We start from the raw sequence: 11,372 nt of genomic DNA, 5'->3' as shown, positions 1-11,372 counted from the left end.
GCGATTCAGCGCTATAACAAGAGATACCCAAAAAGAAATATCACAAAAGCCATCCAACGACGTTAGGAGGAGACGACATGAATCCCCAATGGAGCCTGAAAGGCGACTACCTCGAAAGCTGCAATTGCAAAGGTGCCTGCCCGTGTATCTACCTCGGCAGCCCTACCGAGGGTGAATGTACCGCCCTGGTGGGCTGGCACATTACTCAAGGCCAGTTCGAGGCAGTGGATCTCGGCGACAGGAATGTGGCTATCGCCCTGCACTCCCCCGGCCCCATGGCCGAGGGAAACTGGAAAGTCGTGCTGTATATCGACCAGCGGGCAGATGAGGCCCAACAGGAAGCGCTAAGCCGCATCTTCGGCGGCCAGGCTGGTGGCCATCCGGCGCTGTTGGCCACCTTTATCGGCGAGGTGCTCGCGGTAGAACACCTTCCCATCCAGTTTGAAGTGGGAAAGGGGCATCGACATCTGAAACTTGGCCAATCCGCCAACACGGAAATTACCGCCCTGGAGGGCCAGAACGGCGCTGAGGTGACCATTCATCATCACCCGTTGGCGGTAGCGCCGGGCGAGTCTCTGGTAGTGGCCAAGTCGCAATCGTTGCTGCACCGTGCTTACGGCATCAACATTGATCTTAGCGAACGCAGTGCGTTTTATTCACCCTTCGCTTACAGCGGGTCTTGAGGGGGCATTGGCGATGGAACTGACGATGAGCACTCTCCATGCCCGGGAACGCTTACTGACCTGGTTAGCACTGATAACCGTGGCAATATTGGCGTGGGGTTACCTGATTATGCACGGCATGCACGCGCAAATGCCGATGAATGGGGAGATGGCCAGCACAGGCGACGACGGCATGAGCGTGCTGGTCACGGCCACTGTGATGTGGAGCGTGATGATGGTGGCCATGATGCTACCCAGCGCTAGCCCCATGCTGCTTACTTTTCTGCGCATCCACCAGCAGCGCGAACGCGAGGCAGGTGCCAGCGCAGCCACCTGGGTTTTCATAGCAGGTTACCTTGCCGTGTGGCTGGCGTTTGCGGTGGCAGCCGCCGTCATGCAATGGGCGTTGCAGCAGAGTACGCTGTTAAGCTCATCCTTGGGCCACGTGACCCCACTGTTAGGAGGCACCCTGCTGGTAACCGCAGGTGCTTTCCAGTTCAGTGATCTTAAACAGGCCTGCCTGAACAAGTGTCGTTCGCCCTTAAGCTTTCTGATGACCGAATGGCGTGAAGGCAACGGCGGAGCGCTGATCATGGGGCTCCGCCATGGCGCCTACTGCACCGGCTGCTGCTGGGCTTTGATGCTGCTGATGTTCGTTGGCGGCGTCATGAGCCTAATTTGGATGGCGGGGCTAGCCCTTTATTTTCTAGCAGAGAAGCTACTCCCCCAAGCAGAACGGATTAGCCAAATCAGTGGGTTCCTACTCGCTGGTGTAGGCGTCATCATTTTGCTGTCTGCTGCCTATTAAATCGAATTACCTTGCCTTTTGGTGGGGCTACTCCCGCAGCGTTGGCAAAATAAAGGGCGCCTATATCAATATCGGGATTATGGAGTACTCCTGATACTGATATACGCGCCCATAGTTCAGCGTCTTGCGCTATCGAACGTTAGACGTAAAAGTCCAGATCCTCTTGGGCTTTTAGCAGATCGCGCATCTTGATGGGATCGTCGCCAAAGAAGAAGATGAGCCCCCAATGAGTCCCGAAAGCAGACCGGTCAGGCACTGTCTCTTCTGCCGGTGCGACCAGTTCGTGTGACTCGAAGTACGGGTGATTAATCGTCTCTTCGGGCATTTCCAGCTTGCTGACAACACGACGGCGTGGGTAGACACCGAAACAACCTGCGTAACCCTTCGCATCGACTACTTCGCGGGGGAAGAACGCCGCTACTTCTTCTTTCGTGCTTTTCGGGTCGAACACCAACATTGACGCTTGATAGGCATTGAAACCGTAGGCTTTTTCGATCAGTTCGAAAGCTTTGAAGCCGGGTGGGCGGTAGGCAACTTCGCCAAAGTACATCTCACCGTCAGCTGTCACGAAGTACTCGGGGTGAATCAAGCCGAACTGGATATCGAAGGTTTTGATCAACAGCTCGATCTGTTTGGTGATCGCATTGCGCCAGCTCTCAAGCTCCTGGGTAGCAGGCACGAACACCGAGTAGCCTAACGTCACGTATTCCGAAATATTCAGGAACTGAATTTTGCCATCGTGTATCCAGGCTTCAACGGCAAACTCCCAGCCGCTCAAGTGACTCTCCATCAGCAGCGGATACTCTTCATCCGGAATGTTATCAATTTCTTCTAACGTTCGGATCATCCGGTGGCCAAGACAACCGGCTTTATCGAATGCTTTGACGTGTATCGGGTCATCCGGATCACCATCAAGCTTGAGCAGCGTTTGATTGACGCGCTTCATAAAGCGGACGATGTCTTCTTTTTCGTGCGCCTCTTCAAATATCCCAACGCGGATACCGCCAAGCTGGGCACGGCGCTTCATCAAGGCCTTATCACGGAATAGAATAGACTGACCAAACATGCGTGGGCTGTCGAGAAGCACGGAGTTGATGGCACCTGACCACTCAACGGTTTCTTCAAACAGTGGGATGGCGACGTCTACGCCTTCAGCCTTCAACTTTTCGGCAATCTCCATGGAACGATCATTCAAGCGAATAAAATCCCAGGAAATGAACGGTATATTGTTCGCAGCACAGAAATCCTCAGCCCATTCGGGAGCAACGACGATATAGCGACGGTCAAACTTTTGCGCCGCCTTAATCGCGTTAATACTCCATCCAAGTAAGGCAATGTAACCTTTGTTCGGATCTTTGGGTGTCTCGGTACCTTTCACTGAGTCCATTTCCGGGTCACGCCAGGCCGCTACTGCTTCGGGTAATTGCTTTTCTGATGTTATCGACATTTAATGTCCTCCTTGCTGGTTAACCCAAATTGACTGGGCTGAAACTGGAGCGCACCAAGTGAGCCAAGCCGCAGTCAGTGGTGTTCAGAAACGATTGAGTAAGCCAGCATTAGGGTTTTTTTAGCGCACCCGTCGTAACTAAGCTAGTCGATACGGTTACAAATGGCAATTAAACTGTAGAGCTTCTGTTGAATAACTGTAGAAGTTATCTCACCGATAGATGGGGATAATTTTTAAAACGCAGCTGATCAACAGCAACCCTATGCATTGAAAAAATTCAGAAGGTCGAGCCTTTATTACCGCGTCATCGATTAACCACCATCATGTTCTGCAGCGTCTTCAGCTCCCTCCTCGACCATCTCTTCGGCCTCCTGCTCCTCTTCTGCGGAAGCTTCAGGCCTTCCTTGATCTTTGCGACCAACGGTAAGCGTGGTAGAGAGGCCAAAGTGGTCAGAGCCTTGCACCTTCACTATGTCGATATCAATAAGATGAAAACCGTCAGAAACGAAAAGATGGTCAATTGGGTATCGCCACCATGGGTATTCCGCATGGTAGGTGCTGAGCAATCGCCGGCCACGGCGGGGATCTTTGAGATCACTCAAGTCAGCGAAAAGCTTGGTGGTGTCAGACCACGCAACGTCATTAAAGTCACCGGTGACGATCCAGCGGTTGTCTGGGTCTTTTTCCACATGACGAGCAATAAGCATGAGCTCTGCATCGCGTTCTCGGCTGTCCCGTCGTTCGTCCTCGTTGCTGACGGTTCGTTCCTGCAGACCTGGCGGAACCGGATGGGCGCCAACGAAGCGCACTGGCCCGATGTCTGGCGCATCAATCGTTGCGAAAATGGAAGGCCGACGCTCAGAGACCAAATATTCAACCTCCTGCTCCAGCAGCGGAATCCGTGACCATAGCACTATCCCAAGGCCCTCATCGCGCACCTCCCCTACTCTATGGGCGTACTCCTCATTAAGTGGCGCTAGCCCATCAGCCCAAGCGCTATTAACTTCGATTAGCAGTAGTAAATCGGGATCCTCGCGCTGAACCATTGCCACTACCTCAGCGTACTGATCATTTTTGTAGTCAACATTTGCCGTTAGCACTTTTAACGTCGTCTGGTTTTCGCCGGGTTGAACCTCAGCGGTGGGCACCTCGGTCGACCAAACGGATGTAAATGGCAGGATGTGCGTTAAGTGCCACCCTCCCACTGCAAGGATGACCACTCCCCACACGGCGTGCTCTTTAGTTGGGCGCTTTAGCCAAGCGTGCACGCCTAGCAGCAGTAGTGGTAAGACCAACGCGCCCGTTAGCTGCAGTCGTGGAAAATCCCACAGCCTGATCCACCACTGACCGCTGGATATTAATGGCAGCAAGGCCACCACTACCATTAAGAGCACCAACAACCGGATAACCCAGAGAAGGAGTTTTAACAACATGAAACCTCTCAAACGCGACAACGGTAACCGGGAGAATCCCGGTTATACCGGCCTAGATTGCCGCGGATATTGTGACGATTTAAGCATACCCCTCTCTGGATAGCTGCATGCCCTCTGCAAACCGTATCCCGCCATAGTGGTAAAGCGATCATCACATCGATAGAGCCCGGAAAAACGCATACCGAAAATGGGACTGATCACGCCCAGGTGATAAGCTCACCAGCCTGCATAGATTCGACCTTTGAGGTAAGCATAGTGACGAGGAAAACCTTGCTACGTGCCCTGGTTCTGCCAACGCTGACAGCGCTGGTGTTTTTGGGTCTGTGGTGGTTATGGTATTGGCAATACAGCCAAGTCCAAGCCGATTCACATCGTCACGCTGAAAATCGCTTGGCGCTCTACACGAGCAGCCTGCAAGGGGCGCTAGAGCGTTTTACCTACCTGCCCGGGCTACTCGCCCAACACCCTTTAATTCATGCAGCGCTTCGCGAACCCAATGATATATTTCTGACGCAGGCTAACCAGCATCTGGCCTTGGTGGCCGAACGCTCCGGCGCCGAAACGATCTTTCTCATGAATGACCAAGGGGTCACGCTGGCCAGCAGCAACTACGAACTCGAGCAAAGCTTCATCGGCCACGATTATCACTTCCGACCCTATTTTTTCGATGCTATGGAGGATGGTAGCGGTGAATTTTTTGCGGTTGGCAGCACTACTGGACAGCCAGGTTACTTCAACTCTTACGCCGTCACTTTTTCAGACACTGCCACCGCAGGAGTGCTTGCGGTCAAGGTCTCTCTGGAGGCGCTCCAGGAAGATTGGCGCCGAGCAAATGAAAACGTCATATTGTCAGATGCCAACGGCGTAGTTATCCTTTCCAGCCGCGAGCAGTGGCGTTTTGGGCACATCGATCAACTTTCTGACGCCGCCTTAGAGCAGATTAATGCCCAACGCCAATTTCTTGATGAACCGCTCCCCCTATTGGGACGCCGCCTTCCTGACGACACCCTGGTAATGGAGGCTCAAGGAGAAGACGAACGTTTTCTGATCACCTCCTCATCGCTTTCCACGCTTGGCTGGTCGATGCATTACCTGAGCCCAGTGCAGCCGCTTTATACCAGTGCCCGCAACATGCTTTTGGCCGGTCTGATAACACTTTCCGCTTTACTGTTACTCGGCCTGTGGCTACGAGAACGACAAAAACGCCACCGCATGCGCGATGCTCAGGCGCAGATTATCCAGCAAACCAATATACGCCTGGAAGAGCGCGTCCAGGAGCGTACCCGGGCATTGGAAGATGCCCAGACCGAGCTGGTTCAGGCAGGTAAATTGGCCGCCTTGGGCACCATGGCGGCAGGTATCGCCCATGAGCTGAACCAGCCACTGTCCGGCATACGTACCTATGCTGCCAACGGCAAACGGCTGCTGGCGATGGGTCGTCAGGAAATGGCTAGTGATAACTTTCAACGCATTCAGGTATTGAGCAAGCGCCTGGCTCGGCTGATCGAACAACTCAAACTCTTCGCCCGCAAAGGAGGCAGCCTGGAGAGTGTCGATCTTCAAGCCAGCCTAAACTTCGTGCTTGAGCTACTCGAGGAACGCTTTCAGCAACAAAAAGTACGCCTTGAGCGTAACGGCGCCTGGCAGCAGCCACTGCTGGTACGCGGAGATGAAGTCCGCCTTGAGCAGCTACTTACCAATCTGCTTGGGAATGCTTTAGATGCCTTAAACGAAACGCCTGACGGCGTGATTTACCTTCACGCCGAAATAATCCCGACGCAAGTAATTTTGACCATTCATGATAACGGCCCGGGTTTGCCCCCAGAGGTTATCGAGCACATGTTTGACCCTTTCTTCACCACCAAGCCAGTTGGGGAAGGTTTAGGGCTGGGACTGTTTATCAGCTACGGTATTGTTCAGGATCTTGGCGGCAAGCTTAGCGCTGGCAATCAACCTACTGGAGGGGCTTGGTTTCGATTGGCGTTACCGCATGGAGAGGAGACTCCGTCATGACACAACCATCTTCTAACGCCTTCTCTCGCATACCAGCCGCCACGCTATCGGTTTGGTTGGTGGAAGACGAAGCAGATGTACGCGATTCGCTTAGTCAATGGCTGGAAGTATCAGGACTAGCGGTGCGAGCGTTTTCCCGTGCCCGCGAAGCGCTTAAGGCACTTCAAGATGATCAGCAGTGCGGCGTATTGATCAGTGACATCAAGATGCCGGAGATGGATGGCCTGGCCCTGTTTGCCGCCGTGCAAGAACTCGACACGCCGCCGCCTGTGATTCTGATTACGGGCCACGGTGACGTGCCCATGGCGGTGGCCGCAATTCAGCAGGGGGCTTGGGATTTTGTACAAAAGCCCTTCGATCCTGAGCGCTTGGAAGAGTGCGCGCGTCGAGCGTTGGAGCATCGCGCCCTGGCGCTGGAAAATTTGCAGTTGCAGCAGGCACTGCGGCATAACTATTTGAACACTCGGCTGCTCGGCGACTCTGCGCTGATGCAGGAGCTACGACGCCAAGTGGAAAACCTGGCCGCCAGCCGCGCCAACATAGTTATCAATGGCGAAACTGGTAGCGGCAAAGAGGTCGTGGCCCGAGCTCTCCACGATTTCGGTACCGGCAATCAAGGCGCTTTCGTGGCTTTGAACTGCGGTGCAATGAACAGCGAGTTGATCGAGTCGGAGCTTTTCGGGCATGAGAAAGGCGCCTTTACCGGGGCCGGAGAGCAGCGCATCGGGCGTCTGGAAGCCGCTAGCCACGGCACCCTGTTCCTGGATGAAATTGAGTCACTGCCGCTATCTGCACAGGTCAAGCTGTTGCGTGCGCTACAGGAAGGCGAAATCACTCGTCTGGGTAGCAATCAGGTGATTCACCTGCAGCTTCGCGTCGTGGCGGCAAGTAAAGAAAACTTATTAGAGATGGTCGCTGAGGGCAGTTTTCGAGAGGATCTCTATTATCGCTTGGCGATTGCCGAGCTGGCGATTCCACCCTTGCGTGAGCGGCGCGAAGATATTCCCTTACTGTTTCGCCACTTCTGTCACCAAGCCGCCGAGGTTCATGAAAGGCCTCTCCTCGAGCCTACAACGGAGCTACTTGCCGCCCTGGGTAATCACCGTTGGCCGGGAAACTTGCGCGAACTGCGCAATATTGCGACACGCTTTATTTTGGGACTGGATCTGCCCTGGCAAACGTCGAGTGTGCCGCTATACCAAGCCAGTGCCCTTTCGGCGCGCATGGAAGCATTCGAAGCCACGGTTCTGAAAGAGTCGCTAAAGCGCCATGCCGGTAATATTCAAGCGGTACTGGAAGAGCTTGACCTGCCCCGCCGCACGCTCAACCAGAAGATGCAGCGCCATCAGTTGCGCCGTGAAGATTTTCTCGTTCCCTAGACATCATTTAGGAAGGCTTTATTCATCGGCCATTTGTTGCCGATGATGGCGAAAACCATCGGCAACAAATGGCCGATAGCCGCGCCGCCAGCTTCGCCTTTCGTCGAATACGAAAACATGCAAACATTTGATTAATATCTGGTTATTTAAAGTTGGCTAGCTTCTCGCTCTATGGGGAAACGGAGTAGCGATTACTCCCATAATTCCAATAAGCCAGGAGCAACTCCATGTTGAAACGTCAATTTCTCAAAACCACACCTATTCTCAAAACCACATTGTGCCTTGCTACCGCCGCAGCAATCGGGGTCAGCACCTCCGCTGCTATCGCTCAGGAGAGTGATCAAGGCGGCCAGTACATCATGGGCACCGCGACCACCGGCGGGACTTTCTACCCGGTAGGCGTAGCGCTCTCCACCCTGGTACGCGTCAAGCTAGAGCCCACCCATGGCATCTCTGTTTCCGCCATCAGCTCGGCTGGTTCGGCCGAAAACCTGCGCCTGATGGACGACAGCCAAGCCCAATTCGGCATTCTACAAGCGCTTTACGGCGCCTGGGCTTGGTCAGGTGAAGGCCCGGTACCTAAGGCCTACGACAACGTACGCTCAATCTCCATGCTATGGCAGAACGTCGAACACTTCGTGATGCGCGACGAGCTTGTCGAAACCGGTACTATTGACGATCTGGTCCAGCTATATGGGCGCGGCTTCTCCATCGGCGCACGCAATTCCGGCACCGAAGGCTCCGGTCGGCAAATTCTTGCCGGTCTGGAAATTGATCCGGAGCAGATGAATATCGCCTACCTGGGTTACAGCGCCAGCGCTGATTCTATGCAGAACGGCAATATAGACGGCATGAACATACCGGCGGGCGTGCCGGCTTCCGCGGTGACCAGTGCTTACGCCAACATGGGTGGTGACATTACCACGCTGAATGTGACCGCAGAGCAGCTTGAGCGAATCAACGGCCAATATCCGGTGTGGAGCGCTTTCGACATTCCCGCCGACACCTATCCCGGCCAGGAAGCGCCGATCAACACTATTTCTCAGCCCAACATTCTGGTGGTCAACGCTGATGTTCCGGAAGAGCACGTGTATCAGATCACCAAGGCAATGTTTGAGAACCTGCCGTTCCTGAATAACATTCACCCAGCGACGCGCGATATGACACTCGAAAAAGCCCTGGATGGCCTGCCGATGCCCCTGCATCCCGGTGCTGCACGCTATTTCCAGGAGCAGGGCATGGAAATACCCGAGCATCTTCTCGAAGGCTAATGCCTCCCCCGCCTAGTATCCGCCCGGCACAGTTCGGGTGGATGTCCTTTCTATGCCTTACCGTGTTCCATGAGGTACACCATGAGCCATTCGACACCTGATACGGTGCGCGACGAATCCGCAAGCGATGAGGCGGAGCGCCTCGAACACCCTTGGCTTGGCCGGATTCTGAGCCTACTCGCCATCGTCGTTGCCCTGTCGCATATCTATTTCAATACCCTGGGCACAATCTCAGAGGTCTGGGTCAGCGCCCTTCACTTCGGCATGTTCGGTCTGTTGTGCGCCCTTTCCGTGCCTATGTTTAAAGCACGCTCTGCTAACGGCCAACGACTATTACTTGCGGTCGATGTGTGTCTCGGCCTGGCCGCCCTGGGCTGTGCGTTTTATTTGATTGGTTTTGAAGATGCGCTCTACGCCCGCGGGGTGCGCTTTTCCTTGGCTGACTGGATTGTTTCGATCACCGCTTTAGCGCTGGTACTTGAATTTGCCCGCCGTACTACAGGTTGGTTCATCCCGCTGCTCTGTATCATTGCGTTGACCTACGTTGCCTGGTGGGGGCGTTATATAGGTGGGGTATTCAATTTCCCCGGACTGAATTGGGAAACCGTACTCTTTCGCAGCTTTCTCGGCGGCGAGGGCATTCTAGGCTCGATAGCCAATATTTCCTGGTCCTATGTCTTCATGTTTATTCTCTTTGGCGCCTTTCTGGTACGTTCCGGTGCTGGAGAGTTCATCATCGAGTTGGCGCGCTGTGCCGCTGGTCGTTTTGTTGGCGGCCCAGGCTTCGTCGCGGTGTTTGCATCCGGGCTGATGGGGTCAGTCTCGGGTTCCAGTGTGGCAAATACGGTCTCTACCGGTGTGATTACCATTCCGCTGATGCGCAAGGCTGGTTTTCCACCACGCTTCGCTGCCGGTGTTGAGGCGGCGGCTTCTACCGGTGGTCAGCTCATGCCTCCAGTGATGGGTGCGGGTGCCTTTATTATGGCCTCCTATACCCAGGTGTCCTATCTCACCATCATCGGCGTCGCCGCCCTTCCCGCGCTGCTGTACTTTCTCTCGGTGGCCATGTTCGTGCGCATCGAAGCCAAACGGAGCGGTACCCAGCAGGTAGAAACCGAACAGGCACCTAAACTAATTGACGTGCTAAAGGGTGGCTGGCACTACCTGCTACCGTTGGTGATTCTGGTCGCGGCGCTTGTTAATGGTTTCACCCCTACTTACGCTGCAGGTATCGCCATCTTATCCGTGGTGGGTGCTTCCTGGCTGTCACGCACCCCCATGAAACTTCAGGCGATAATCGATGCCTTGGTGCTGGGTACCCGGAACATGATTTCCACCGCGATTCTGCTGCTGACGGTCGGATTAATCGTAAACGTGGTCTCCACGACCGGTATCGGTAATATTTTTTCGTTGATGATCGCCGACTGGGCGGGCGGTAGCCTGTTAATCACCATCGTGTTGATTGCATTGGCCTCCCTGGTACTAGGCATGGGTCTGCCAGTGACGGCCGCTTATATCGTATTGGGCACGCTATCAGCACCAGCGCTTTATGGTTTGATGGCGGAAAGCCATCTGCTGGAGCTGATCATGGCCGGTGACCTGCCTGAGCAGGCACGGGCGATCTTTATGCTTGCCGCTCCGGAAGCACTAGAGGCGTTGAACGCACCGATGGATGCCGCCAGTGCCCAGGAACTCTTGGCGGTCGTCCCGGACAACTTCCGTTCGCAGCTTTACGAGCAAGCGCTTTCATCGCATACGTTGTCGATGCTGCTGGTCGCGGCGCATATGGTGATCTTCTGGCTCTCTCAGGACTCTAACGTGACACCGCCGGTATGCCTTACCGCCTTCGCCGCGGCGGCTATCGCCAAAACCCCGCCTATGCGCACGGGCTTTACCGCCTGGAAAATTGCCAAGGGCCTCTACATTATTCCGCTACTGTTCGTGTGGTCGCCAATGATCACCGGTACACCGATGGAGATGCTGGTGGTGTTCGCCTTCGCGCTGTTCGGTATCTACGCCATTATTGCGGGACTGGAAGGCCACTTAGAAAGCGCGTTGCCCTGGTGGCTTCGTCTCGCTATGTTTCCCATCGGTGCCTTGATGCTATGGCCCCATGGAACCTTGCTGCTGGACTTCCTGGGCTTGGCACTGTTTGTTGCCACGTTGGTGTGGAGCTCTAAACGCGACCGTCAAATGGTTCCTGCTACAACCTAACGCATAGCAGACAATGCAAGAACAGAATGGCCGCCACCTACTCAAAGGGGCGGCCTTTTTTTGTACAACTGAACTGAGTCGAGTACATCTTGGTTGGTGCTTAGCGACCTATCTCAGTTATTCTAAACACAATATTTGCGTTCCA

Annotated in this window: 8 protein-coding genes; 6 read left to right on the top strand and 2 right to left on the bottom strand. The window is 54.5% G+C overall.

Going from position 1 to position 11,372, the window contains the following annotated elements:
* Positions 1 to 77: 77 nt before the first annotated feature.
* Both ACW17M_RS19625 and ACW17M_RS19620 read left to right on the top strand, forming a co-directional pair.
* Complete coding sequence (locus ACW17M_RS19625) at positions 78 to 683, top strand: DUF1326 domain-containing protein (RefSeq protein ID WP_457547988.1); 606 nt, start codon at positions 78 to 80, stop codon at positions 681 to 683.
* A 25-nt stretch (positions 684 to 708) separates the two neighbouring features.
* Positions 709 to 1,470 (top strand): DUF2182 domain-containing protein, encoded by a 762-nt coding sequence (locus tag ACW17M_RS19620; RefSeq protein WP_457547987.1) that lies wholly within the window; start codon positions 709 to 711, stop codon positions 1,468 to 1,470.
* Positions 1,471 to 1,609: 139 nt separating this feature from the next.
* Here ACW17M_RS19620 and ACW17M_RS19615 read toward each other — a convergent pair whose 3' ends face one another.
* Both ACW17M_RS19615 and ACW17M_RS19610 read right to left on the bottom strand, forming a co-directional pair.
* Positions 1,610 to 2,917 carry an ATP-grasp domain-containing protein gene (locus ACW17M_RS19615; protein ID WP_009287860.1) on the bottom strand — a complete coding sequence of 436 codons (1,308 nt, stop codon included), beginning with the start codon at positions 2,915 to 2,917 and terminating at the stop codon, positions 1,610 to 1,612.
* Positions 2,918 to 3,228: 311 nt separating this feature from the next.
* Positions 3,229 to 4,350: an endonuclease/exonuclease/phosphatase family protein gene (locus ACW17M_RS19610; RefSeq protein WP_027959452.1), complete on the bottom strand. Its 1,122-nt coding sequence runs from the start codon at positions 4,348 to 4,350 to the stop codon at positions 3,229 to 3,231.
* Positions 4,351 to 4,605: 255 nt separating this feature from the next.
* Here ACW17M_RS19610 and ACW17M_RS19605 point away from each other — a divergent pair, with 255 nt between their 5' ends.
* The 4 genes from ACW17M_RS19605 to ACW17M_RS19590 all read left to right on the top strand — a co-directional run bounded on the left by ACW17M_RS19605 (position 4,606) and on the right by ACW17M_RS19590 (position 11,227).
* Positions 4,606 to 6,363, top strand: a complete 1,758-nt coding sequence (locus ACW17M_RS19605; RefSeq protein ID WP_051430427.1) for a sensor histidine kinase — start codon at positions 4,606 to 4,608, stop codon at positions 6,361 to 6,363.
* A complete protein-coding gene (locus tag ACW17M_RS19600) occupies positions 6,360 to 7,742 on the top strand; it encodes a sigma-54-dependent transcriptional regulator (protein ID WP_081742516.1) in 1,383 nt (460 codons plus the stop codon). The genes ACW17M_RS19605 and ACW17M_RS19600 overlap by 4 nt, the downstream gene beginning before the upstream one ends.
* A 227-nt stretch (positions 7,743 to 7,969) precedes the next feature.
* Complete coding sequence (locus tag ACW17M_RS19595; RefSeq protein WP_161463403.1) at positions 7,970 to 9,013, top strand: TAXI family TRAP transporter solute-binding subunit; 1,044 nt, start codon at positions 7,970 to 7,972, stop codon at positions 9,011 to 9,013.
* An 81-nt stretch (positions 9,014 to 9,094) separates the two neighbouring features.
* Positions 9,095 to 11,227 carry a TRAP transporter permease gene (locus tag ACW17M_RS19590; RefSeq protein ID WP_457547986.1) on the top strand — a complete coding sequence of 711 codons (2,133 nt, stop codon included), beginning with the start codon at positions 9,095 to 9,097 and terminating at the stop codon, positions 11,225 to 11,227.
* Positions 11,228 to 11,372: the final 145 nt, after the last annotated feature.

It is taken from the genome of Vreelandella sp. 2A-K22 (assembly GCF_054065485.1).
The sequence above is the reverse complement of the archived record's forward strand: the minus strand, read 5'-3'. Positions and strand labels throughout refer to the sequence as shown.

Bases quoted from the DNA above. Each gene is read 5' to 3' on its own strand.
- ACW17M_RS19620 (WP_457547987.1), top strand. From the start codon at position 709: ATGAGCACTCTCCATGCCCGGGAACGCTTACTGACCTGGTTAGCACTG.
- ACW17M_RS19625 (WP_457547988.1), top strand. From the start codon at position 78: ATGAATCCCCAATGGAGCCTGAAAGGCGACTACCTCGAAAGCTGCAAT.
- ACW17M_RS19590 (WP_457547986.1), top strand. From the start codon at position 9,095: ATGAGCCATTCGACACCTGATACGGTGCGCGACGAATCCGCAAGCGAT.
- ACW17M_RS19595 (WP_161463403.1), top strand. From the start codon at position 7,970: ATGTTGAAACGTCAATTTCTCAAAACCACACCTATTCTCAAAACCACA.
- ACW17M_RS19615 (WP_009287860.1), bottom strand. From the start codon at position 2,917: ATGTCGATAACATCAGAAAAGCAATTACCCGAAGCAGTAGCGGCCTGG.
- ACW17M_RS19610 (WP_027959452.1), bottom strand. From the start codon at position 4,350: ATGTTGTTAAAACTCCTTCTCTGGGTTATCCGGTTGTTGGTGCTCTTA.
- ACW17M_RS19600 (WP_081742516.1), top strand. From the start codon at position 6,360: ATGACACAACCATCTTCTAACGCCTTCTCTCGCATACCAGCCGCCACG.